This is a genomic window from Mesonia profundi (genome assembly GCF_031085155.1).
GTDB classification, from domain to species: domain Bacteria; phylum Bacteroidota; class Bacteroidia; order Flavobacteriales; family Flavobacteriaceae; genus Mesonia; species Mesonia profundi.
In genome coordinates this window covers 75,165-97,914 of the sequence record NZ_JAVHUL010000007.1, presented here as the reverse complement: position 1 = coordinate 97,914, position 22,750 = coordinate 75,165, and the positions used below count along the sequence as shown (strand labels likewise).

Below are 22,750 nucleotides of genomic sequence, written 5' to 3'. Positions count from 1 at the left end.
TACTTCCTGTAATTCATCTAAGAAATTTGGACGAGACAAAAGCCTGTATGTTAAGACAGTAACAATTGCTTGAATAATGAAAAATATAGAAAAGAGAAGTAGATTTCAATTTAAGTAAGCCTAAAAAACTGCCCAAATAGTAACCAAATTTACAGTTACTTTTTGGGCAGTTCTACATTATAAAAATTAAGCAAGAGCTTAATCTAAATCATCCATCAGCTCTATTTGTGCTTTAATGGCTTCTTTTAAAACTTCTGCCAAGGCATGGTTTCCGTCTTCATCTTGAGGACTAATTACAATCACACCGTCGCCATCATTATCGGTAGCCATAGAAAGGTCTACCATTCCTGTAGCTCCTAACACCGCACTAAGATCAAAATTAATCAGCACCTCGCTTGTGTTATTGTCTATGACAAGGCTTTCGTTCATGTCTTCATAATCAATTTCAATTTCTTCTTCAAAATCATGCCAGAATACAAAAGGAACTCCGTTAATCTCTCCTTTTAGCTCCATGCTTTTTCCAAACAAATCAGATTCTGGGTTTTCACTTTTATCAAATTCAAACTCGATTTCTTCGTAAATACCATTTGGAATTTCAATATTCACCAATTGAACGCTGTTTGCTGCTAATAAATCGATTTCAAAAGGTCCTTCTAGCTCAATATCATCATCGCTATCATAAAAGCCATTGGCATCTGAATTATTATCCATATCATCATCTAGATCGTTGTCTTGTAATTCGAGCTCAATCTCTTTAAAATTGACGATAAAGCTATTGAGATCGACACTTTCGACTAACCTATTTGCTGAATTATCATAACTTGCCTTCGCAGTAATTTTTAAAGAGCCTTCATTTGCTGTTGGGGTTGTGACCGTATTATCATCGTCACTTGAACAAGCCGTAAATACACAAGCTAGAGACAGTGCGAATGCTCCAAATTTCAATTTTCTCAATCCATTCATAGTTTTCAATTTTAAAGTTTGTAAAAGCATAACGTGTGAAAAGCTATTTAGTACTTCGAAATTATTAAAGCTTTCTTAAAAGCCTTATTTAGCAAGTGCTTTTAAGAATTCTTTATAAAATTTTTAGGTGTTTTAAGAAGACATTAAGCTCTAATCTGTGTTGACTCATCTCCGCAGATTATAAAAAGGCTTTCTTGAATTAAAGTGTATTAAGAAAAGTTGAGTAATCTTATTTAGAGAAAATTAAGTCTAATAATTTAGCTGTGGACGATTTATTTAGTGACGATAGCATCTACAATTCTTCCCAGACCAATCCATTTCACATGCTTTCCTTTACGGGTTTCTATAGCTGCATAAATGGTAGCGATAAACTCTATTAAATTTAACAGTACCAAGCAAGCTAAATAGATAAGGTAAGCAGAGCTAACTTCAGCATTTAGATAAATAATGTTTATAGTCCACCAAAATCCAATCGAATTCACGAAAAATAAAATCAATTGTGATAATAAAGCCTGGGTGCAATGCCAGCGAATAAAATAACTCTTTTTGCTATGAGCCATATAAAATATAAACGTGGCCAATAAATTAATGATGGGAAAGGGGAGACCTACCATAATCGCAATTAACGACATCAAATAGCTATTGGAAGCTTTCTCTGCTTCGTATTCTTTATGAACAAAAGCGGTAGTAGAATTCATAGGTCTTTATATATATTCCAACCCCAATTTAGCAAAACAAGGACTATTAAGACTAAAGCAACGGGTTTTTTTGAAATCCACTTTTCAGTATGATGGTAAAATTTTAAAAGAGAATCACTCTTTTGAAGTAGGTCGGCGATGATCCAAAGAGGAAGAATTAATAAAACCGACACGAATAAAAAACCAAGCGGATTGATATAAAGAGCAGCTAAAAGATTTCCTTGTACTATTTCTAAAATAGATCGCGTAGAACCGCAAGAAGGACAAGGCAGGTTTGTAACCGATTTAAAGATACAAACCTGTCCTATACCTGAATTTTGTTGTTCAGCATAAAGCTGAAATACAAGCCATGCATAACCAGATAAACTCAATACGGTTAAAAGTGTATAGAGCTTATTTCGTGTCATCACTTAATATAATACTTGCTGAAGCTTGTTGATGTTTTTGTCTTTGGTAGCTCCCATAATAATAAACCAGTCCACAATAGCCCAAACGCCAAATCCACCACATGTAAGCAGTTTACCTACGCCTAAACCCGTATCGCCAATCATAAAACGATCAACCCCAAAACCGCCTGCTAAAAGGGAAACAATAAGAATTGTAGTAGGATCTTGAAACTGTAAGGTTTGTACTAACGCCCATTTAGAATCGTCTGCTTTTAATAAGAGCTCTCTGATTTGAGGAATGTGGTGACTTTCAAAAAATTTATTGTTGGACATGATGAACATATCTACTTTCTGCGCTTCCATAAAATTTTGTTAAAATGATATTGCAATAGTACAGTATTTTTTTGAATCTTTTGAATGAGATTTCTCCTTTCGTCGAGATGACAAACAGGACTGTCATTCAGAGCGAAACGTAGAGTAGCGAAGAATCTTATTAATATGAGTAAGAGATTTCTTCTTTCGTCGAAAACCTAACGTAGTGGTTCGGCGTAGCCAATGACAAACAAAACTTTCGTGCTGAACCTGCATGTTCCATTCAGGCGGGTTAAGTTCAGCTCCTTAATCTCACAACTAACCACTAAACTTCACCTCTTCTTCGGGTATATGCGAAGAGTAGCACAAATATGAGCATGAAAAGGGAAATTCTTGCGATATAATCTCCATACTTCACATAAAAAGTGATTTTCTTTACGATAGGAACATTCACCAACAAACTCCCCTGTTTTTCATAGCCTAAACTTTCTATAATTTCTCCTTTAGGATTAATCGCTGCCGAAATTCCTGTATTGGCGCTTCTTACTACAGACCGCCTGTTTTCAATAGCGCGTAACCTGGCATAACTTAAATGTTGTTGGTGACCTTGAGTATTTCCCCACCAAGCATCATTCGTAATAATGGCCAAAACTTGAGCTTCATTTCTTACATAACCGGTGACATATTCTCCATAAACCGATTCATAACAAATAATAGGGGCAATTCTATGGTTTTGTAGGGTGTTAAATACTTCACGATCTTTTTGAGTGGTTTTCATCGCTACCGTGCCTCCAAGATCAATCATCGCATCGCCCAAAATAGGTTTTAAAACACTTTGGTATGGGAAATTTTCTACGCCAACCACCAATTTAGATTTATGGTAAATTTGATCTTCATCCTTTGCATTCACCATAAAAGCAGAATTATAATCATTGTACCACAGGCCTTCTTTTACAAAATTGGTTTGCTTTTGTACATTTTCTTCGGAAGTGATTTTCTCATAAAATGAAATTCCGCCTAAAAAATTCGCCTGGGGATGTCCGTTTATTGTTTTTAAACTTAGATTCTTTCCAAAGGAAAAATCCCACTGAGAAAGTTCTGTTCCGTCTGCAAAAACGGTTTCGGGAGCAAGCACGAGTTCTGTAGTCGGACTTATTTTTTCTTGTGTTAGTCGGTTCAAGACTTCGCCGATGCTTCGGTCGTTGGTATTGTATTTTTCGGTATAAGGGTTGATATTCGGTTGTAGAATAAGCGTTTCTAGTTGAGGTTCATCTTCATAAGAAAGCTGATAAAACATGTAATAAGAGATCCCAATGGGAACCCCTATAAGAAGGAGTGCTTTAATAGCAACTCCTCTTAAAATAGCGGTGTCTTTGTGCTGAAGGTAAAGAAGTACGCTTTTAAAAATGATAAAGTTTAAAATCCAAACCCATAAAGTTCCTCCAAAGGTTCCTGTAAACTCGTACCATTGTATCCAATGGTAATATTCAGAAAAAGCATTTCCTAAATTAAGCCAAGGCCAAGAGAATTCCCATTGCAAGTGGAGGTTTTCAAAGCTAATCCACAGCGAAGTTAAAAAGATAGCCGAAATATGAAACGGAACTCTTTTTGCTAGAAAGTGATAAATAAGAAAAATAAAGCTCATCAGAAGGGAATTAACAGCCACGGCAAACCACATCCCAAAAGGAGTGGAGTAATAGAGCCAAGAGGTCGTGACAAAATTCCAGATAAAAAAAGTAAGGTAGCTATACAGAAAAACTTGAAGTCCTCCTTTTTTTTCTTCCGCTTGACGGATATCATACTCCAACCATAACAGCGGAATAAAAGCGATAAAAAGCAATAAAGGAAAACCGTAGGTGGGCCAAGCCAGCGCGAGTAATATTCCGCTAAGACCCGAAGCAATAAGTTTTTTGATCATGATGCTAAAAATATGCGCAAAGATAAGATTATCCCATGAAAATGAAGAAATTTTACTTCCTAAGTGAGATATGTCTTTTAACTTTTAAAACGTCTCGACTTTAGCCTGTCTTGAGCGCCATCCCGAAAGAATTCATTCTGGTGGGAAGACGAAAGGCTCGACGTGACATAGGAAACATTATTTCACTAAACTGGACAGTAAACGGATATGCAGAAAATAAAATTTGAAATTTTTTAGCTTCCGCGGAAATCTTTATCCATTAAAAGAATAAATCCTACAGAAAGAATAATATTATCTAAAAACGCTCCAATCTAATTTTAGAGAAAATACATTAGAATACAAGGCTACACTTTGGTCGCCAATATCGGTAAAGGCGTAGTCTACGTGAATACCTTTATACTTAAAACCTACTCCGAATCCTGGCTGGAAACCTACTTTTGAAGACTGGTCTAGTTGTTCTACATTTTGAAAATTCCCGACACCACCACGTAGATAAATCATTTTAATATAACCCACTTCAAAGCCGAATGCTGGCGTTATACTCACCGCCGATGTAGAAATTAAATCGTTGGTTTGCGCAAAACGCATTTGCATATCCAGCTCGGTTTTGATGTCAAAATCGTATCGAACCGTAAATGATTTGGCCACTCCCAATTGAAGTTTAGGTAAAGTAATTTCGGTGGTTTCTGGTAATTCTTGGTTTTGTCCTTCTACGGCATCCTGAATGCTGCTGTATTCATCTTCATCAATCGACCAAGTGTTGTAAGTGGTGGTGATATCGCGCGCCATCGCGCCAAACTCCCAACCGTTTTTAGACTGAAACTGGATGCCTACATCCAAACCAAAACCCCAAGAGTTAGCAAATTTACCAATGATACGCCGAATCACTTTGGCGTTAACGCCGTAGGAAAGTCTGTCTAAAGGCAGTTGTCTCGCATACGAAAAGGTAAAGGCATAATCTGCCGCAGAGAATAAACTAATGCGGTCATAATTAATGTCTCCTTGATTATCGATAAGATCTGTCGTGTTCATAATATTATCCACCCCAAACCGAATCACATTTATCCCCACCGCACTGCGATCGTCTAGTGGCATCGCTGCGCCTATATAATCGTAATTGGCAATATTGGCAAAATAACTGGCGTGCATAAGCGCTATTTCGGTATCCTCTAAACGGGTAAGTCCCGCAGGATTCCAATAACTCGAATTCACATCGCTGGTGGTCGCGGTAACTGCATTGGCCATACCAAAAGCCGCAGCATCGACTCCAATATTCAAAAATTCATTCGAATACTTTCTAATGCTTTGTGCAGAAGTAGATAAGGTAAGTAAACCTATAAGGAGTAGAAGTAGTATTCTCACTTCGGCGTTTTTTTGCAAATATCTTATTTATTTATAATATATAAACTTTAATTCCTCTTAGTTATTGTATTTTGTATGATTCAAAGCCTTTCTTTTGTATTTTTGAAAAAATTTATTGGTATGTTGAAGAAGCAAATTCCTAACTTTATTACGTTATTAAACTTATTGAGTGGTAGTATCGCCGTTATTTTGGCGCTGCAAAATCAACTTTTAATGGCTGCTTTCTTTGTAGCCTTGGGTATTTTCTTCGACTTTTTTGATGGCCTTGCCGCAAGAAGTCTTAACGTGCAAAGTGAGCTAGGCTTGCAACTCGATTCTTTGGCAGATATGGTGACTAGTGGTTTAGCGCCAGGAATTGTGATGTTTCAACTATTGTGTCAAGCCGTAGGAGCAGATGTTTTACAACCCAAAGCCTGGGGTGCTTCTAGTTTTGAACTCAATTTTCCGTTAATTGCTATATTTGGTTTGCTAGTGACCTTAGGTTCTGCCTATAGATTGGCAAAATTTAATATCGATGACAGGCAAACCAGTTCCTTTATAGGTCTTCCCACTCCAGCCAATGCGATTTTAATCTTTAGTTTGCCCTTAATTCTTCATTTCCACGAAAGTGAATGGGTAGTAAACCTCATTCTAAATCCGTATTTTTTAATAGGACTAAGTGTGCTGAGTTGTATTTTGCTTAACGCGGAAGTGAGTCTCTTTGCTTTAAAATTTAAGAACTTTTCGTTGAAAGATAATTGGTATCGGTATGTTTTCTTAGCCTTGAGTGTTATAGGCTTAATTATCTTTCATTTCTTAGCGCTACCTTTTATTATAATAGGCTATATTCTCCTTTCTTTAATGGTTAGAGAGTAGTTACCTCCTTTTTAAAACCTTGGAAATTATCAGACTGAAATGTAATCCTATACGGAGTCGAATTGTTATTTTAGAGCCTCATTTGGAAATCATTAAGAGTAGCTTAAATATTAAGAGTCACTAAAACAAGTTTTTAAAAAGACTTTTTTGAAGACGATAATAGATGCTAATTTAATCGAAAATCTTTTTCTTCCGGAGTTCAAAGTTTTGACCTAAGTAAACCTTTCTCACCATTTCATCTGAAGCTAACTCTTCAGGCTGACCGTGCTTAAGGATATTCCCTTCAAACATTAAATACGTTCTATCGGTAATGGCTAAGGTCTCCTGTACGTTATGATCGGTGATAAGAATACCTATATTTTTATTTTTTAACTGCGCAACAATGCGTTGTATGTCTTCAACCGCCACGGGATCAACTCCGGCAAAGGGCTCATCTAATAAAATAAATTTAGGGTCTGTGGCTAAGGCTCGAGCAATTTCGGTTCTACGACGCTCTCCTCCAGAGAGTAAATCTCCTCTACTGGTTCTAATGTGACCAAGACCAAATTCTTCAATGAGGCTCTCCATTTTATCCACTCTCTCTTTTTTAGAAAGCTTGGTAAGCTCTAGAACACTCATAATATTGTCTTCAATACTCAGTTTTCTAAATACAGAAGCTTCTTGCGCCAAGTATCCAATCCCGTGTTGAGCTCGTTTGTACATAGGATATTTGGTGATATTGGCTTTATCTAAGTAAATATTACCACCATTGGGTTTAATAAGCCCTACAATCATATAAAAGGAAGTCGTTTTACCTGCGCCATTGGGGCCCAGTAATCCCACAATCTCTCCTTGATTCACCTCTACAGAAATTCCTTTTACCACCTTTCGGCCTTTGTAAGCTTTTATTAGATTCTCTGCTCGTAGCTTCATAATTTTTGTGTTTTATTTACTGAATTTCTTTCGTTTCTAAAGTCTCCCAGTAATCGTATGCTTTTCTTAAATGTGGAATAACAATGGTACCACCAATTAATGTACCAATACTTAAGGTTTCCATAATTTGGTCTTTAGACATGCCACTTTTAAAACTAGATTCTAAATGGTATTTTACACAGTCATCACAACGCAATACCAAGGAAGCTACCAAACCTAACAATTCTTTGGTTTGTTTATCTAAAGCTCCTTCTGCGAAAGCATTGGTGTCTAGGTTAAAAATTCTTTTAAGCACTTTATTGTTTTCTCCAAGAACCTTGTCGTTCATCTTTTGGCGATAAGCATTAAACTCATCTACTTGATCTATCATAAATTATTTTTTAATAAGGGCTTTTTCAGCCTTTCTTTGTTTCCTTAATACTGCTGCAGAGATGTATATACTCACTTCATATAAAATCATTACGGGAATAGCCACAATAATCTGACTCGCAATATCTGGAGGAGTAATTACCGCCGAAATAATTAAAATCCCTACCAAAGCAAATTTTCTATACTTTTTTAGAATTTCAGGAGTAACCAAACCAATTTTAGTCAATAAATACATAATAATGGGAAGCTCAAAAATAACTCCGCATGCTAACGAAGAAGCTCTTATCAACCCAAAGTAGCTACTTAAATCAATATCATTAAACACCTCTTCGCTCACTTGATAGGTTCCCAAGAAGTTAATAGATAGAGGAGAAATAATATAATAACCAAAAAGTACGCCTATAAAAAATAGGATAGAGGCGATAAAAATAAAACCTTTAGAAGCTGATTTTTCTTTAGCATGAAGCGCAGGAGAAATAAAACGCCAAAATTCATACAATACATAAGGAAAGGCTACAATAAATCCTGCGGTGATAGAAGTCCAAATATGGGCGCTAAACTGTCCCGCCATTTGTCTACTCTGAATTCTAAAAGGAATTTCTTTAAAGCAAAAACTTTCATCCATTCCCATAGAAGAAGCAATGTTACATAACACTCTATAGGTAATAAAATTAGGGTCTTTTGGAGCAAAGAGAATTCCGAAAATTAAGTCTTTAAATATAAAAGCAATAACTCCAACGATAACAATCGCTAGGGTTGATCTTATTAAATGCCATCTTAGATCCTCTAGGTGATCTAAGAAAGACATTTCTTCAGGGTTTTTGACTTTTCTTTTGGCCATAGGCTTATATAATTCCTTCTTTTATAAGGTTGTGTAAATGTACAACACCTGCATATTTACCATGTTTATTTTTAGCAATTAATTGAGAAATTCCATTCTCTTCCAAAATTTCCATTGCATCTATCGCCATGGCATCATTACTAATGGTCTTTGGAGAAGATCCCATAATATCCTTGGCCTTTAAATGAGAGAAGTCTTGGGTTTTAGAAAGCATTCTACGAATATCTCCGTCGGTGATGATTCCTACTATTTCTTCGTTTTCAATCACTACGGCTACACCCAGCATTTTTTCAGAAATCTCTACAATCACATCGGCTATACTGCTTTCTGGATTTACCTGTGGTTGTTGATTTTCTGCAGTAATATCACTTATTCTTAGGTATAATTTTTTCCCTAAAGCACCACCAGGATGATATTTTGCAAAGTCTTTACTAGAGAAGCCTCTTAAATGCAATAAGCAAACCGCTAAAGCATCGCCCAAAACCAATTGTACGGTGGTGCTGGTGGTGGGAGCCAAATTATTGGGGCAAGCTTCTTTTTCTATAGCTGCATTCAGTACAAAATCAGAATGCTTTCCTAAAAACGAATCTACATTCCCTGTAATTCCTATTAAGGTGTTTTTGAAACTTTTAATTAAGGGTACCAATACTTTGATCTCTGGCGTGTTACCACTTTTAGAAATGCAAATAACCGTATCGTCTTTTAAGATGGTTCCCAAATCTCCGTGAATTGCATCTGCTGCATGCATAAAAATAGCAGGAGTTCCTGTACTATTTAAAGTGGCAACTATTTTGGTAGCAATAATGGCACTTTTACCTATTCCTGTAATAATTACCCTACCTTTGGAGTTATAGAGGTGTTGTACCGCATGTGCAAATTCATCATTTAAATAGTCTTGAAGTTTTTCAACGGCTTTTGCTTCATTAGAAATAGTATCTCTAGCGACAGAAAGTATGTTGGATGCTTGCATTTAAAATCTTAGATTTGAATTTGTAGGTACTAAAGAAAAACGTATCTTTATTTCAACAAAGGTATGTAAAAATGTAACATTAAATTATCAGTTTGTCAGAAATCGATTTACATCAGGAATTAAAAAATTATTTTGGTTTTAGCCAATTTAAAGGATTACAGGAAGAAGTGATTAAGAGTATTGTAGCAAAGGAACACACATTTGTTATTATGCCCACAGGAGGGGGGAAATCTTTGTGTTATCAGTTGCCGGCATTGATCAATGAAGGCACTGCAATTGTCGTCTCTCCTTTAATTGCGTTAATGAAGAATCAAGTGGATGCTATACGCGGAATCTCTTCAGAACACGGAATAGCCCATGTGCTAAATAGCTCTTTAAATAAATCTGAAATTAAACAGGTTAAAAAAGACATTTCCGACGGGATAACAAAATTGCTTTACGTTGCGCCAGAATCTCTTACCAAAGAAGAGAATGTAGAATTTTTACGTGGAGAAAAAATTTCGTTCTTGGCTATAGATGAAGCGCATTGTATAAGTGAGTGGGGACACGACTTTAGACCAGAGTATAGAAACCTTAGAAGCATTATTAAGCGAATAGGAGATGATATTCCTATGATTGCTTTAACGGCAACTGCTACACCAAAAGTACAAGAAGATATTCTTAAAAACTTAGGCATTTCTGAAGCCAATACCTTTAAAGCTTCCTTTAATAGACCCAATCTTTATTATGAAGTAAGGCCCAAAACCGCTGATGTAGCAGCTGATATTATTCGTTTTGTGAAACAAAATGAAGGTAAAAGCGGTATCTTATATTGCTTAAGCCGCAAAAAAGTAGAAGAACTCGCTCAAACCTTGCAAGTAAATGGTGTCTCGGCAGTTCCCTACCATGCTGGTTTAGATGCGAAAACCCGAGCCAAACATCAAGATATGTTCTTGATGGAAGATGTAGATGTCGTGGTAGCAACCATCGCTTTTGGAATGGGAATCGATAAACCTGATGTGCGTTTTGTGATTCATCACGATATTCCAAAAAGTATAGAAAGCTATTACCAAGAAACGGGAAGAGCTGGTAGAGATGGAGGAGAGGGTCATTGTTTGGCTTTTTATGCTTATAAAGATATTGAGAAGCTCGAAAAATTTATGAGCGGAAAACCTGTAGCCGAACAAGAAATTGGTCACGCTTTGCTGCAAGAAGTAGTGGCTTACGCCGAAACTTCCATGTCTAGAAGAAAATTTATTCTTCATTACTTCGGGGAAGAATTTAACGGTGGGAAAGAAGACGGTGCGGATATGGATGATAATGTTCAAAATCCTAAAAAACAGAGTGAAGCTCAAGCGGAAGTAGAACTCTTATTAAAAACGGTTAAAACTACCAACCAGCTTTATAAATCTAAAGATGTAGTCAATACCCTTATCGGAAAACCTAATGCACTCATCAAATCTCATAAAACGGATGAGATTGCTCTTTTTGGAAAAGGAAAGTATAAAGACGCTCCATTTTGGATGGCCTTGATTCGTCAAGTATTGGTGGCAGGGTTTCTAAAAAAAGATATTGAAACCTACGGCGTGGTGAAAATTACCGAAAAAGGAAAAGAATACCTTAAAAAGCCTGTCTCTTTTATGATGACAGAAGATCATAGTTACGATAAAGGAGGAGGTACAAAAAACGTGGTATCTGCAAAAACAAGTGGCGCTACCGATGAGCGCTTAATGAAAATGCTCAAAGATTTAAGAAAAAAGGTAGCTCATAAAAAAGAAGTTCCGCCGTATGTGGTTTTTCAAGATCCTTCGCTAGAAGATATGGCGACCAAATACCCTATTACTTTAGAAGAGTTGGGGAATATTCACGGGGTAGGAGATGGAAAAGCTAAAAAATTCGGAAAGGAATTTGTGAAGCTTATCACTACCTATGTAGAAGAAAATGACATTTTACGTCCAGATGATTTAATCGTAAAATCTACCGGTGCTAATAGTGCCATTAAATTATACATCATTCAAAACGTAGATCGTAAGTTACCTTTACCAGATATTGCTTCCTCCAAGGGGATGGACATGAAAAGCTTTATCAAAGAAGTAGAAGCCATTGTCTATAGCGGAACCAAACTAAATATCTCTTATTGGATTGATGAGTTGTTTGATGAAGAACAACAAGAAGAATTGCACGATTATTTCTTAGAAGCCGATACCGATAATATTGAAGAAGCCATGGAAGAATTTGACGGGGAATACGAAGATGAAGATCTACGCTTATATCGCATCAAGTTTATGAGCGAAGTAGCGAATTAATAAATAGACTTGTAAAATAGATCAACCTGATTTCTTGTCAATAAGAGATGAGGTTTTTGTTTTTAGTGAATTTGTTTAGTTTTACGCCTAATTCAAATTTGAACTTATGAAAAATATATATTTATTTTTAGCCGTATTATTTACGTTGGGAAGTTGCGGCAGTCAGTATAATAAAAATAAAAACCATGCTCAAAGTGACTTTTGCACACAAGAAAGAGAATTGCAAGAACAATTTGAAGATAGAAGTGGGGAGTTAATTTATTTAGAAGAAAAAGAAAAATATGCTATTCGTTACCATATCCCCCAAACCATTGATGCTGTAAATAATTATGTATTGTGTGAAAAACCCGATGGAATAGAGGTAAATGACAAGCTTGTATTTTCTGGTAAATCATATCTTTTCCTTGAAGCTGAGGATTTTAATTCAAGACTTGGTGGTCATGAAATGTACTTTTTTAAAGGAACTTCTATTCATAAGGCTGATTAATTTTTGTTGAAGCTTTCGGGCAGGGAGCCGACAAAAACTAATTTTAGGAAAAGCCCCAAGAACGACTTACCTTTGCCTTTTTAAAAAACACATACTATGGAAAACGGAATCTACGCCAAGTTTACAACCAATAAAGGAGAAATTTTAGTGAAGTTAACTCACGATAAAACTCCAGGAACTGTTGGGAATTTTATAGGACTTGCTGAAGGAAAAATAAAAAATGACGCTAAAGCGGAAGGAACTAAGTATTACGACGGACTCATATTTCACCGTGTAATCGCGGATTTTATGGTACAAGGAGGTGACCCTAAAGGAAAAGGGACGGGTGGTCCAGGCTACCAGTTTGAGGATGAAATTCATGCAGATTTAAAGCACGATCAACCCGGAGTTTTATCTATGGCGAATGCCGGACCAGGAACCAACGGAAGTCAGTTTTTTATTACCCACGTACCAACCCCGTGGTTGGATGGGAAACATACCATCTTTGGAAAAGTAGTAAAAGGTCAAGATATCGTAGATGAAATTGAGCAAGGTGATAAGATTGAAACCTTAACGATAGAAAGAGTAGGAGAAGAGGCTCAAAATTTTGATGCTAAAGCCGCTTTTGAAAAGTTCAATTCTTCTAAGGCAGAAAGAGAAGCAGAAGCTAAAAAAAAAGAAGAAGATAAAATGAAATCACTAACTGAGGGGATGAGCAAAACCGATAGTGGTTTGCATTATAAAATCACCCAAGAAGGGAAAGGATCAAAGCCTAAAAAAGGAAGCGAAGTTTCGGTTCATTACAAAGGAATGTTAGCCGATGGGACTGTGTTTGATTCTTCTTTTAAAAGAAATAAACCCATTCAGTTTCCTGTAGGAATGGGACATGTCATCGCAGGATGGGATGAAGGAATTATGTTATTAAACCAAGGTGATAAAGCCACTTTTGTGGTTCCTTCTCATTTAGGCTACGGCGCGCAAGGTGCTGGCGGAGTGATTCCTCCAAACGCAAGCTTGGTTTTTGAAGTAGAGCTAGTAAAAGCTTAATTTCTTCTCATTTATAATTTTAAAAAAGCTGCTCGTTGTGAGTGGCTTTTTTATTTCCACTTAATGCCACAACCCACGCTAGGCTTTTGCAGTTGAGGTATAGGCCTGCTGTTAAAAATCGCATCTAAAATTTCCCGTACACTTCTTCCGTTTACGGCAATTCCATTTTGAGGTCTAGAATCATCCAATTGCCCGTGATAAACCAATTCCGCGGCAGCGTCATATACATAAAAATCTGGCGTGCAAGCAACATCATAGGCTTTTGCCACCCGCTGGCTTTCATCATATAGATAAGGAAAGGTGAAATGATTTTCTCTAGCGAAATCCCACATGTGCTCTAACCCATCTTGAGGATATTGTTGGGCATCATTACTAGAAATAGCGACAAAACCAAATCCTAAAATGCGGTAATCATTAGCCAAACGAACCATTTCCTCTACCACGTGTTTCACAAATGGGCAGTGGTTGCAAATAAACATCACCACCGTTCCTCGCTCTCCTTGCACGGCGGCTAAACTAATTAAATTGTTCGTGCTGGCATCCAATAAAGAAAAATCAGGAGCTTTTTTACCTAATTCCACTTGGGATGATTCTAATTTCATAATTTTTCTTTAGTTTTAAATTTAGTGAAAATTAAAACGATTTGGGCATTCCCTGCTTAAAAAAAGCAGGTCGGGCTTTCCGCTGTATTTTTTATCTCAAAAAAAAATGAGATAAAAAGATGCCGCTGCAACCTGCCTGCCGCAGGCAGGTCCCTAATGCAAAAAAATAAAATGATGAAAGAAATAACTTGGAGCGATTTTGAGAAAATTGAAATGCGCGTAGGAACTATTATAGAAGTAAAAACTTTTCCCGAAGCAAGAAAACCAGCCTATCAACTTCAAATCGATTTTGGAGCGGAGATTGGAATTAGAAAAACATCAGCACAAATTACAGAGCGCTATGCCAAAGAAGATTTATTAGGCAAACAAACCATTGCGGTAATCAACTTTCCTAAAAAGCAAATCGCTAATTTTATGAGTGAATGCTTGGTGTTGGGTGCGGTAGATGGAGGAGAAGTGACGCTTATTCAACCCGAAGCTAAAGTAAAGAATGGATTAAGAATTGGCTAAATAAAAAAACCGCTCTTCATAGAAGAACGGTTTTTATACATTATAAAGCTTCTTATATATCATCAAAACTCACATCGGTAAAATCTCCTGTGGAGGTTTCGCTAGAGGAAGTTTTCTTGTCATTATCTGTATCGTATTCTTTCTTAAAGTCTTTTTGATGTCTTTCACTAATTACTTCTTCGCCTTTTTCATTAATAATGAAGTGGGTCATCTCTCTTAAGGTTGCTTCAAATCCTTCAAAATCTTCTTTATACAAGTAGATTTTGTGTTTTTTGTAGAAGAATGAACCGTCGTCGTTCGTAAACTTTTTACTTTCTGTAATGGTCAAATAATAATCATCAGCCTTTGTAGCTCTTACATCAAAGAAATAGGTACGTCTTCCAGCTCTTAAAACTTTAGAAAATATTTCTTCTTTCTGCATCGTTTCATTTTCGCTCATAGTGAAAAATATTAGTGTTTAATTTTAGTTGCTGTCAAAAATCTTAAAAAAATTAACAGATAGCAAGAAAAATCAATTTTCTTTTTCGCTTAGTTGTTTTAAATAAAGTTCTTTATAATATCCATCTAAGCCTATTAATTGATTGTGAGTGCCTTGCTGTAAGATTTCGCCATCGTCTAAAACAATAATTTTATCCGCATTTTTAGCCGATGAAATTCGGTGGCTTACAATTACCGTTGTTTTTTGACTAGAAATAGCGTGTAGGTTATTTAGTATTTCCTCTTCCGTTTCGGTATCTACCGCAGATAGACAATCGTCAAACAATAAAATTTGTGGATCCTGAATAATCGCTCTGGCAATAGAAACTCGCTGTTTTTGTCCGCCAGACAAGGTAATTCCTCTTTCACCTAATATCGTTTCATAGCCTTTAGAAAAACCAACAATATTCTCGTGGACTGCAGCATTTTTGGCAGCTTCAATTACTTCTTCTTCCGAGGCATCGTTTTTACCAAATTTAATATTGCTTTTTATAGAGTCGCTAAATAAGAAGGCATCTTGAGGTACATAACCAATCGCTTTTCTCAAACTAGCTAAGGGAAGGTTTTTAATTTCTTTATCATCGATTAAAAGTTCTCCTTGTTGCACATCGTACAATCTGCTAATAAGTTCTAAGATGGTAGATTTTCCAGAACCTGTCTTACCAATAATTGCGAGTGTTTCTCCAGGGTGAATGTTGAAAGACACATTTTTTAACGCAGTAATGCTCGTATCCTCATAGGTAAACGTGATGTTCTTAAATTCGATATCTCCATGAATCTTAGTTTTTTCAGAAGAATGGTTATTGATTTCTGGCTCTTCACTCAAAAACTCATTGATTCTTTTTTGAGAAGCTTCGGCACGTTGTACCATATCAGCAACCCAACCTACCGTGGCTACAGGCCAAGTAAGCATATTTACATACAATAGAAACTCTACAATAATTCCAAAATTGTCTATTTCGCCGGTAATCACTTGCCTTCCGCCAATAAAAATCACCAACACATTACTAACTCCAATCAATAAAACCATCAGCGGAAAGAAGAAGGCTTGCACTTTTACCAAGTCAATGTTTTTTTCTTTGTTGGTATTGGAGAGTTCTACAAACTCCTTATTGATTTGTTGCTCTAAGCCGTAAGATTTAATAACGCTAATTCCACTAAAGCTCTCTTGGGTGTAGGTGTTTAATTTTGAAAGATATTGCTGTACAATCGTACTTTTTTTATTGATGATTCTACTCAATTTATAAATGGCAAAAGATAAAAAAGGTAAAGGAGCTACCGTATACAAGGTGAGCATAGGCGCGGTATTAATCATATAAGCGAGCACCACTACAAATAGGGTAATGGTAGTAACGCTGTACATTAACGCGGGACCGGTGTACATTCTTACTTTAGAAACATCATCACTTATACGGTTCATTAAATCTCCCGTTCTATTTTTCTTATAAAAATTTAAAGAAAGCGCTTGATATTGTTGATAGACTTCATTTTTTAAATCAAACTCGATGTGTCTAGAAATTACAATAAAGGTTTGACGCATTAAAAACGTAAGGAAAGCCGAAATAAGAGTAGCTCCTAGAATGATGATAATATTATCGATTAAGGTAGACTTGACATAAGCAGCATCTGTCACTTCATTATTGATATATTGTTCAATAACTCGGGTAGAATCTCCTATAAATTGTGGAACATACAAGGCAAAAATACGAGCAGCAATGGTTATAATGACCCCTAGTAAAAGTCGGCCTCTATATTTAGCGAAGTATTTATTGATATGCTGAAGTTCTTTCATAAACTAAAATTGTGATATTTATTGTCGTTATTCATTTTATACCTCAAATGGCTCGATATATCTCAAAACAATGATTACTTTTGTATTTTAATAATTAGAAATACTAAAAAATTTTACCTATGAATGCTGAGATTTTAAAAGCAAATGATTTAAAAAAAGTAGCTCCTGTTTTCGGACAACTTTCTTTCGATGAACATGAACAAGTTGTTTTTTGCAACGACAAAGATACAGGATTAAAAGCAATAATAGGAATACATGATACAACTTTAGGACCTGCCTTGGGAGGAACCCGAATGTGGAATTACGCTACAGAATGGGAAGCTCTAAATGATGTGTTAAGATTATCTCGAGGAATGACGTTTAAAAGCGCTGTTACCGGTTTAAACCTTGGAGGAGGAAAAGCGGTAATTATAGGTGATGCGAAGACTCAAAAAACTCCTGAATTAATGCGGAAGTTTGGAGAATTTGTAGAATCTCTTGGCGGAAGATATATTACTGCAGAAGATGTGGGGATGGATACTGCCGATATGGATACGGTAAGAGAAGTAACCAAGCACGTAACTGGAATTTCTGAACATCTAGGAGGATCTGGAAATCCTTCTCCAATTACAGGATACGGAGTTTATATGGGAATGAAAGCTGCGGCTAAATTCAAGTATGGCACCGATTCTTTAGAAGGAAAAAAAGTTTTGATTCAAGGGATAGGTCACGTTGGGGAAACCGTTTTAAAGCACGTAACAGATGAAGGAGGAAAAGTGATTATTGCAGACATCAACCAAGAGCGTTTAGAGCAAGTGAGGGATCAATACGGAGCTGTAATTTATAGCGGAGACGATTTATACACGGCAGATGTAGATATTTATGCGCCTTGTGCTTTAGGAGCGACAATTAATGATGATACCATTCATAAGCTTAAAGCGGATATCATTGCGGGAGCTGCTAACAATCAACTTGCAGATGAAACTATCCACGGTAGAATGTTACAAGAAAAAGGCATTGTTTATGCGCCAGATTTCTTGATTAATGCGGGAGGTATTATTAATGTGTATGCAGAATTGGAAGGTTACGATAAGCCAGAAATTATGCGTAAGACAGAAAATATTTACCACACTACTTTAGAGATTTTAAATTCGGCAAAAGCGAATCAAATCACGACCCACCAGTCTGCTTTGAAAGTGGCTCAAGACAGGATTGAAAAAAGAAAAGCAGAAAATAAGAAGTAAGTCTTATAAAAACATAAAATAATTCTATTTTTGCAGGGCGAAATCACTATTTCGCCCTTTTTTAATTTTAAGTTCTTTAATTTACACTATGTTAACAAGACGACATATTCGAGTAAAAGTAATGCAATCTATGTATGCGTTTACACAATCGGCCAACGATAATATAATCGTAGAGCAAAAATTTCTTCAGAAAAGTATGGGAGAAATGTATGACTTATTTTTACTGAATCTAGATTTACTGGTTCAGGTAAAAAATAAGGCTCAAGATTACATAGAGAAATCCCAAAAGAAACATCTTGCGACGAGTGAGGACAAAAATCCTAATCTAAAATTTATTGAGAATAGTTTACTTCTCAAAATAGCAGATAGTGAAAGTCTTAATGTGTTATTGGAAGATAAAAGACTTACTAATTGGCATCAAGATGATGAATATGTAAATATCATTTGGGAAGAAGTAAGACAAAGTGAGGTTTATAAGAATTATTTAGCTTCTGAAGTCTCTTCTTTTCAGGAGGATAAAGAGTTTGTGATTCACATTTTTAAAGAAATTATCGCTCCTAACGATAAACTTTACGATTACCTAGAAGACAAAAAGCTTACTTGGCTGGATGATTTACCTATTGTAAATACCAGTATTTTAAAATTCTTGAAGAAGGAAAAAGACGATCAACTAGAGTTAAAAATCCCTAAGCTTTTTAAGAATAGAGAAGATGAAGAGTTCGCGATTGAATTGTTCAGGAAAACCTTGTTGAATCAGGAAGCTTACGTAGAAGATATTCAGGAGAAAACCCCCAATTGGGATAAAGACAGAATTGCAGGTATTGATAGCATTTTGCTTAAGATGGCGATTTGTGAATTTATGAAGTTTCCCTCCATTCCTGTTAAGGTAACCATCAATGAGTATTTAGAGATTGCCAAAGAATATAGCACGCCTAAAAGTAGTATATTCATCAATGGAATTTTGGATAAGCTCTCTAAAGAGTACAAAAAGTCGGAAAAAATCAATAAAATTGGTCGAGGTCTAATGTAATCCATTAAATTTTGTTATTTTTAGCCCTTGAAAAAATCAATTACAAACAATTAAACTAAGTTAAAATGAAAAAAGGATTTTTAATGCTAGCTGCTGTTGCGGCAATGGTTTTTACTTCTTGCAAGGATAACGCGGCAGATAAGGTAAATGAGGAAAATCAAAAAGAAGTTGCAGAACGTGATGCGAATTCATCTGGAGCTCCAGTAATGAAGTTTGACAATGAAATGCACGATTTTGGAACTATCAATGAAGGAGATGTCGTAGAACATACATTTGTGTTCGAAAACACAGGAGATGCGCCATTAGTTGTTTCTAATGCAAAAGGAAGCTGTGGATGTACCATTCCTACTTGGTCTAAAGAACCAATCGCTCCAGGTGAAAAAGGAGAGATGGTAGTGAAGTTTAACTCTAATGGAAAGCCTAACAACCAAATGAAAACAGTTAGAATTACAGCGAACACAGAGTCTGGTCAAGAAATGATTAAAATAAAATCTTTTGTAACTCCTAAAGCAGGAGGTGCTAAAACTGGAAACCCAGTAAGCAAAGTGCAAAAGACATCTACTCAGCCAGGTCACGAAGGACATAATCACGACTAAGTACTATGGAAAACTTAACTAGTTTTTTACCGTTTATTGCGATCATCATCATATTTTATTTCTTTATGATTAGACCGCAGCAAAAGCGACAAAAAAACGAGAAAAAATTTGCTGAAGAACTTAAGAAAGGAGATAAAGTAATTACCAAAAGCGGAATGCACGGAAAGATTATCGATTTTAGTGAAAAACTAAATACGGTAATCATTGAAACTGGTGCAGGAAAAATCACTTTTGATAAAACTTCTATTTCAATGGAATTAAGTCAGCAGTTGAATAAACCTCCAGCAGAGAAAAAGGAGAAGTAATTTTAGTATAAAATTATTATATACTTATAAAAGGATTCCATTGTTGGGATCCTTTTTTTGTGGTATAAATCTTAAGACATATACTAATTTAATTATTTAATGTCGTATTTCTAATTTAAATTATTTTCATTCCAGATGAAATAGAAAATTAAAGCATAGCCACTCGTCTTGAGCAAAGTTGAAGTCTAACTACGGCTTTATTTTATATTAAAATACTCGTGCTGAGCGAAGTCGAATTATGGGGGAAGGAAGCAATTTATAGGCGATATTAGGTAGTCAAAATGGAATTACTACATAAGTTTATACTCGGTTGTTGCGGCAAGGATTGCAGCGGTAGCTTGGACGGCTAAAAAATAAAAAAGCCCGAAGCCAAAAAGCGACTTTAGAAGCTCTTTTGGCGACAGGTTTTTTATTTTTTAAAGGGACAACTACAAGCGGAAAGCCTGGGTGCCGCCCTAATTAAACGTATTTTTTAGCGGTAAGTTCTGCAATTTTTACAATCACCTCTGTCGCTTTAATCATACTTTCTACGGGAACATATTCGTAACGCCCGTGAAAATTATGTCCGCCTGCAAAAATATTGGGGCAGGGAAGACCCATAAAGGAAAGCTGCGAGCCATCTGTGCCTCCTCTAATAGGCTTGATTAAAGGTTTAATGCCTATTTCTTTCATCGCTTCTTCGGCGATATCTACAATGTGCATTACAGGTTCTACCTTTTCGCGCATATTGAAATATTGATCTTTAATTTCAATCTCTATGACTTCTTTGTCGTGCTGCGAATTTATCTCTTCCACTAAATCTAACATCATTTGCTTACGGGCTTCAAAATGCGTTTTGTCGTGATCCCTGATGATGTAATTTAAATTGGTTTCTTCTACTTTCCCATTAATTTGAGTTAAATGAAAAAAGCCTTGTCTCCCTTCCGTATGTTCTGGAGTTTCCAGACGTGGTAACGAGTTAATGAAATCTTGAGCGATATACATGCTGTTTACCATTTTGCCTTTGGCGTATCCTGGATGAACAATTTTACCTTTAACCTTTATTTTGGCACCAGCAGCATTAAAGTTTTCATACTCTAATTCTCCAATCTGGCTACCATCCATAGTGTAAGCCCATGCTGCACCAAATTCTTTGATATCAAATTTATGTGCACCACGACCAATTTCTTCATCGGGAGTAAAACATACTTTTATAGTACCGTGTTTAATTTCGGGATGTTGCAGTAGGTATTCCATCGCCGACATAATTTCGGTGATTCCAGCTTTATCATCGGCTCCAAGAAGCGTGTTTCCGTCGGTGGTGATTAAAGTCTGACCTTTATACTGAAGTAAATCTTCAAAATAATCTGGAGAAAGAACGATGTCCTCCTCTTTATTTAACACAATGTCCTTCCCATCATAGTCTTCTATAATTTGAGGTTTTACATTGGCACCCGTAAAATCTGGAGAAGTATCAAAGTGAGATACAAAGCCAATAACGGGTACTTCGTGATCTACATTACTGGGAAGCGTAGCCATAACATAGGCATTATCATCTATTTGAACATTGGTCATCCCAATGGCTTTAAGCTCTTTGGTTAATTCTTTTGCCAAATCCCACTGCTTGTTGGTGCTTGGAGTGGTGTTGCTTTCTGGGTCACTTTCGGTGTCTACAGTCACGTAACTTACAAACCGATTTATAATATGTTGTTTCTCTATCATGGTTTTCTTTTTTGTAAAAATAAATAATCATGAGGGGAGTACAAAGACTTTTAAGAATATGCTTTTAAGTTTTTTAAATTAAAGTATTTTTGTCAAAACTAGCCCTATATGTACACCTCTATTATTCGTCCTATTTTATTTAAGTTTGATCCAGAGAAAGTTCATCACTTTACGTTTTCTGTGTTGAAGAATGGATTAAAGCTTCCGTTCGTTTCTTCCGTTTTAGCGAAAAAGTATGCTGTGAATGATAAAAGATTAGAACGAGAAGTCTTTGGTCTTAACTTTAAAAATCCTGTAGGATTGGCTGCAGGCTTTGATAAGAATGCGATGCTTTATAAAGAAATGGATCAATTGGGCTTTGGCTTTATTGAAATAGGCACACTAACGCCCAAGCCTCAAGATGGAAATCCTAAAAAGAGGTTGTTTAGGCTCCAGGAAGATGCTGGGATCATTAACCGCATGGGTTTTAACAATGAAGGGGTAGAAGCGGCAGTAAAGCGTTTAAAAGAAAATAACGGACAGGTATTGATTGGCGGTAATATTGGTAAAAACAAAGTAACGCCTAATGAAAATGCTGTAGACGATTATAAGATTTGTTTTGAAGCACTTTTTCCTTATGTAGATTATTTTGTGGTGAATGTAAGTTCTCCCAATACGCCCAATTTAAGGGCTTTGCAAGACAAAGAACCCTTGAAGCACTTACTGCATAGTTTACAAACGCTTAACGCGGAAAAAGAAAAAAGCAAACCTATTTTATTGAAAATTGCTCCCGATTTAACTGAGAGTCAGTTATTGGACATTATTGAAATTGTGGACGAAACCAAAATTGCTGGTGTAATTGCTACCAATACCACGATTTCTAGAGAGGATTTAACCTCTGATAACAAAGAAGAAATGGGAGGTTTAAGCGGAAAACCTTTAACTTCTCGCTCTACGGAAGTAATTAAATTTTTAGCCGATAAAAGCAATCGCTCTTTTCCGATAATTGGCGTAGGCGGAATTCATTCGGCTAAAGATGCCTTAGAAAAATTGGAAGCAGGCGCTAGTTTGGTTCAGTTGTATACCGGTTTTGTGTATGAAGGTCCAAAATTGATTAAAGAAATCAATGAAGCGATTTTGAAGTCTTAAGC

Annotated in this window: 24 protein-coding genes; 10 read left to right on the top strand and 14 right to left on the bottom strand. The window is 36.1% G+C overall.

Annotated features, from left to right (window positions below; genetic code table 11):
* Positions 1–198 precede the first annotated feature (198 nt).
* The 6 genes from RBU60_RS04345 to RBU60_RS04320 form a co-directional block, all read right to left on the bottom strand.
* Positions 199–963, bottom strand: coding sequence for a hypothetical protein (locus tag RBU60_RS04345; protein WP_308863443.1), 765 nt, complete (start codon positions 961–963; stop codon positions 199–201).
* A gap of 272 nt (positions 964–1,235) precedes the next feature.
* Positions 1,236–1,661: a DUF4870 domain-containing protein gene (locus RBU60_RS04340; RefSeq protein ID WP_308863442.1), complete on the bottom strand. Its 426-nt coding sequence runs from the start codon at positions 1,659–1,661 to the stop codon at positions 1,236–1,238.
* The gene (locus tag RBU60_RS04335) at positions 1,658–2,068 is read right to left on the bottom strand and encodes a DUF2752 domain-containing protein (protein ID WP_308863441.1); all 411 of its coding nucleotides are present in this window, start codon (positions 2,066–2,068) and stop codon (positions 1,658–1,660) included. Before RBU60_RS04335 ends, RBU60_RS04340 begins: the two co-directional genes overlap by 4 nt.
* 3 nt (positions 2,069–2,071) lie before the next feature.
* Positions 2,072–2,410 (bottom strand): TM2 domain-containing protein, encoded by a 339-nt coding sequence (locus tag RBU60_RS04330; RefSeq protein ID WP_308863440.1) that lies wholly within the window; start codon positions 2,408–2,410, stop codon positions 2,072–2,074.
* A 274-nt stretch (positions 2,411–2,684) separates the two neighbouring features.
* On the bottom strand, positions 2,685–4,277 hold the full coding sequence (gene lnt, locus RBU60_RS04325) for an apolipoprotein N-acyltransferase (RefSeq protein ID WP_308863439.1): 1,593 nt from the start codon (positions 4,275–4,277) through the stop codon (positions 2,685–2,687).
* 291 nt (positions 4,278–4,568) lie between these two features.
* The gene (locus tag RBU60_RS04320) at positions 4,569–5,639 is read right to left on the bottom strand and encodes a putative type IX sorting system protein PorV2 (RefSeq protein ID WP_308863437.1); all 1,071 of its coding nucleotides are present in this window, start codon (positions 5,637–5,639) and stop codon (positions 4,569–4,571) included.
* Positions 5,640–5,759: 120 nt separating this feature from the next.
* On the opposite strand from RBU60_RS04320, the gene RBU60_RS04315 reads away from it, so the two are divergent.
* Positions 5,760–6,494 (top strand): CDP-alcohol phosphatidyltransferase family protein, encoded by a 735-nt coding sequence (locus RBU60_RS04315; RefSeq protein ID WP_308863436.1) that lies wholly within the window; start codon positions 5,760–5,762, stop codon positions 6,492–6,494.
* A gap of 171 nt (positions 6,495–6,665) precedes the next feature.
* Here RBU60_RS04315 and lptB read toward each other — a convergent pair whose 3' ends face one another.
* The 4 genes from lptB to RBU60_RS04295 are packed head-to-tail and all read right to left on the bottom strand — an operon-like array spanning position 6,666 to position 9,586.
* Entirely contained in the window at positions 6,666–7,406 is a 741-nt protein-coding gene (lptB, locus tag RBU60_RS04310) for an LPS export ABC transporter ATP-binding protein (protein ID WP_308863435.1), read from the bottom strand.
* 16 nt (positions 7,407–7,422) lie between these two features.
* Positions 7,423–7,776 (bottom strand): carboxymuconolactone decarboxylase family protein, encoded by a 354-nt coding sequence (locus tag RBU60_RS04305; protein WP_308863434.1) that lies wholly within the window; start codon positions 7,774–7,776, stop codon positions 7,423–7,425.
* A gap of 3 nt (positions 7,777–7,779) precedes the next feature.
* Complete coding sequence (tatC, locus tag RBU60_RS04300) at positions 7,780–8,616, bottom strand: twin-arginine translocase subunit TatC (protein ID WP_308863433.1); 837 nt, start codon at positions 8,614–8,616, stop codon at positions 7,780–7,782.
* 4 nt (positions 8,617–8,620) lie between these two features.
* Entirely contained in the window at positions 8,621–9,586 is a 966-nt protein-coding gene (locus RBU60_RS04295) for a KpsF/GutQ family sugar-phosphate isomerase (protein WP_308863432.1), read from the bottom strand.
* Positions 9,587–9,672: 86 nt separating this feature from the next.
* On the opposite strand from RBU60_RS04295, the gene recQ reads away from it, so the two are divergent.
* The 3 genes from recQ to RBU60_RS04280 all read left to right on the top strand — a co-directional run bounded on the left by recQ (position 9,673) and on the right by RBU60_RS04280 (position 13,384).
* Positions 9,673–11,871, top strand: coding sequence for a DNA helicase RecQ (gene recQ / locus RBU60_RS04290; protein ID WP_308863455.1), 2,199 nt, complete (start codon positions 9,673–9,675; stop codon positions 11,869–11,871).
* Between the two features lie 106 nt (positions 11,872–11,977).
* A complete protein-coding gene (locus RBU60_RS04285) occupies positions 11,978–12,358 on the top strand; it encodes a hypothetical protein (RefSeq protein ID WP_308863431.1) in 381 nt (126 codons plus the stop codon).
* A gap of 96 nt (positions 12,359–12,454) precedes the next feature.
* Complete coding sequence (locus tag RBU60_RS04280) at positions 12,455–13,384, top strand: peptidylprolyl isomerase (RefSeq protein ID WP_308863430.1); 930 nt, start codon at positions 12,455–12,457, stop codon at positions 13,382–13,384.
* Positions 13,385–13,434: 50 nt separating this feature from the next.
* Here the strand turns inward: RBU60_RS04280 and RBU60_RS04275 are convergent, their stop codons facing one another.
* On the bottom strand, positions 13,435–13,986 hold the full coding sequence (locus RBU60_RS04275) for a thioredoxin family protein (RefSeq protein ID WP_308863429.1): 552 nt from the start codon (positions 13,984–13,986) through the stop codon (positions 13,435–13,437).
* Between the two features lie 174 nt (positions 13,987–14,160).
* Here RBU60_RS04275 and RBU60_RS04270 point away from each other — a divergent pair, with 174 nt between their 5' ends.
* Positions 14,161–14,496 (top strand): tRNA-binding protein, encoded by a 336-nt coding sequence (locus RBU60_RS04270; protein ID WP_407660190.1) that lies wholly within the window; start codon positions 14,161–14,163, stop codon positions 14,494–14,496.
* 52 nt (positions 14,497–14,548) lie between these two features.
* Here RBU60_RS04270 and RBU60_RS04265 read toward each other — a convergent pair whose 3' ends face one another.
* Entirely contained in the window at positions 14,549–14,935 is a 387-nt protein-coding gene (locus RBU60_RS04265) for a PUR family DNA/RNA-binding protein (RefSeq protein WP_308863427.1), read from the bottom strand.
* Positions 14,936–15,007: 72 nt separating this feature from the next.
* Entirely contained in the window at positions 15,008–16,765 is a 1,758-nt protein-coding gene (locus RBU60_RS04260; protein WP_308863426.1) for an ABC transporter ATP-binding protein, read from the bottom strand.
* A 119-nt stretch (positions 16,766–16,884) separates the two neighbouring features.
* Between RBU60_RS04260 and RBU60_RS04255 the strand changes: the two genes are divergently transcribed.
* The 4 genes from RBU60_RS04255 to yajC all read left to right on the top strand — a co-directional run bounded on the left by RBU60_RS04255 (position 16,885) and on the right by yajC (position 19,919).
* Positions 16,885–17,988, top strand: coding sequence for a Glu/Leu/Phe/Val family dehydrogenase (locus RBU60_RS04255; RefSeq protein ID WP_308863425.1), 1,104 nt, complete (start codon positions 16,885–16,887; stop codon positions 17,986–17,988).
* A gap of 88 nt (positions 17,989–18,076) precedes the next feature.
* Positions 18,077–19,018 (top strand): transcription antitermination factor NusB, encoded by a 942-nt coding sequence (gene nusB / locus RBU60_RS04250; RefSeq protein WP_308863424.1) that lies wholly within the window; start codon positions 18,077–18,079, stop codon positions 19,016–19,018.
* A 65-nt stretch (positions 19,019–19,083) separates the two neighbouring features.
* Entirely contained in the window at positions 19,084–19,614 is a 531-nt protein-coding gene (locus RBU60_RS04245; RefSeq protein ID WP_308863423.1) for a DUF1573 domain-containing protein, read from the top strand.
* Positions 19,615–19,619: 5 nt separating this feature from the next.
* On the top strand, positions 19,620–19,919 hold the full coding sequence (gene yajC, locus RBU60_RS04240; RefSeq protein ID WP_308863422.1) for a preprotein translocase subunit YajC: 300 nt from the start codon (positions 19,620–19,622) through the stop codon (positions 19,917–19,919).
* 459 nt (positions 19,920–20,378) lie between these two features.
* Here the strand turns inward: yajC and pepT are convergent, their stop codons facing one another.
* On the bottom strand, positions 20,379–21,620 hold the full coding sequence (gene pepT, locus RBU60_RS04235) for a peptidase T (protein WP_308863421.1): 1,242 nt from the start codon (positions 21,618–21,620) through the stop codon (positions 20,379–20,381).
* A 108-nt stretch (positions 21,621–21,728) separates the two neighbouring features.
* Between pepT and RBU60_RS04230 the strand changes: the two genes are divergently transcribed.
* Complete coding sequence (locus RBU60_RS04230; RefSeq protein ID WP_308863420.1) at positions 21,729–22,748, top strand: quinone-dependent dihydroorotate dehydrogenase; 1,020 nt, start codon at positions 21,729–21,731, stop codon at positions 22,746–22,748.
* Positions 22,749–22,750 lie beyond the last annotated feature (2 nt).

What these genes read in the sequence shown, in the direction of transcription:
- RBU60_RS04345 (WP_308863443.1), bottom strand. Translation starts at nt 963, where the DNA reads ATGAATGGATTGAGAAAATTGAAATTTGGAGCATTCGCACTGTCTCTA.
- RBU60_RS04340 (WP_308863442.1), bottom strand. Translation starts at nt 1,661, where the DNA reads ATGAATTCTACTACCGCTTTTGTTCATAAAGAATACGAAGCAGAGAAA.
- RBU60_RS04335 (WP_308863441.1), bottom strand. Translation starts at nt 2,068, where the DNA reads ATGACACGAAATAAGCTCTATACACTTTTAACCGTATTGAGTTTATCT.
- RBU60_RS04330 (WP_308863440.1), bottom strand. Translation starts at nt 2,410, where the DNA reads ATGGAAGCGCAGAAAGTAGATATGTTCATCATGTCCAACAATAAATTT.
- lnt (WP_308863439.1), bottom strand. Translation starts at nt 4,277, where the DNA reads ATGATCAAAAAACTTATTGCTTCGGGTCTTAGCGGAATATTACTCGCG.
- RBU60_RS04315 (WP_308863436.1), top strand. Translation starts at nt 5,760, where the DNA reads ATGTTGAAGAAGCAAATTCCTAACTTTATTACGTTATTAAACTTATTG.
- lptB (WP_308863435.1), bottom strand. Translation starts at nt 7,406, where the DNA reads ATGAAGCTACGAGCAGAGAATCTAATAAAAGCTTACAAAGGCCGAAAG.
- RBU60_RS04305 (WP_308863434.1), bottom strand. Translation starts at nt 7,776, where the DNA reads ATGATAGATCAAGTAGATGAGTTTAATGCTTATCGCCAAAAGATGAAC.
- tatC (WP_308863433.1), bottom strand. Translation starts at nt 8,616, where the DNA reads ATGGCCAAAAGAAAAGTCAAAAACCCTGAAGAAATGTCTTTCTTAGAT.
- RBU60_RS04295 (WP_308863432.1), bottom strand. Translation starts at nt 9,586, where the DNA reads ATGCAAGCATCCAACATACTTTCTGTCGCTAGAGATACTATTTCTAAT.
- RBU60_RS04285 (WP_308863431.1), top strand. Translation starts at nt 11,978, where the DNA reads ATGAAAAATATATATTTATTTTTAGCCGTATTATTTACGTTGGGAAGT.
- RBU60_RS04280 (WP_308863430.1), top strand. Translation starts at nt 12,455, where the DNA reads ATGGAAAACGGAATCTACGCCAAGTTTACAACCAATAAAGGAGAAATT.
- RBU60_RS04275 (WP_308863429.1), bottom strand. Translation starts at nt 13,986, where the DNA reads ATGAAATTAGAATCATCCCAAGTGGAATTAGGTAAAAAAGCTCCTGAT.
- RBU60_RS04270 (WP_407660190.1), top strand. Translation starts at nt 14,161, where the DNA reads ATGAAAGAAATAACTTGGAGCGATTTTGAGAAAATTGAAATGCGCGTA.
- RBU60_RS04265 (WP_308863427.1), bottom strand. Translation starts at nt 14,935, where the DNA reads ATGAGCGAAAATGAAACGATGCAGAAAGAAGAAATATTTTCTAAAGTT.
- RBU60_RS04260 (WP_308863426.1), bottom strand. Translation starts at nt 16,765, where the DNA reads ATGAAAGAACTTCAGCATATCAATAAATACTTCGCTAAATATAGAGGC.
- RBU60_RS04255 (WP_308863425.1), top strand. Translation starts at nt 16,885, where the DNA reads ATGAATGCTGAGATTTTAAAAGCAAATGATTTAAAAAAAGTAGCTCCT.
- nusB (WP_308863424.1), top strand. Translation starts at nt 18,077, where the DNA reads ATGTTAACAAGACGACATATTCGAGTAAAAGTAATGCAATCTATGTAT.
- RBU60_RS04245 (WP_308863423.1), top strand. Translation starts at nt 19,084, where the DNA reads ATGAAAAAAGGATTTTTAATGCTAGCTGCTGTTGCGGCAATGGTTTTT.
- yajC (WP_308863422.1), top strand. Translation starts at nt 19,620, where the DNA reads ATGGAAAACTTAACTAGTTTTTTACCGTTTATTGCGATCATCATCATA.
- pepT (WP_308863421.1), bottom strand. Translation starts at nt 21,620, where the DNA reads ATGATAGAGAAACAACATATTATAAATCGGTTTGTAAGTTACGTGACT.
- RBU60_RS04230 (WP_308863420.1), top strand. Translation starts at nt 21,729, where the DNA reads ATGTACACCTCTATTATTCGTCCTATTTTATTTAAGTTTGATCCAGAG.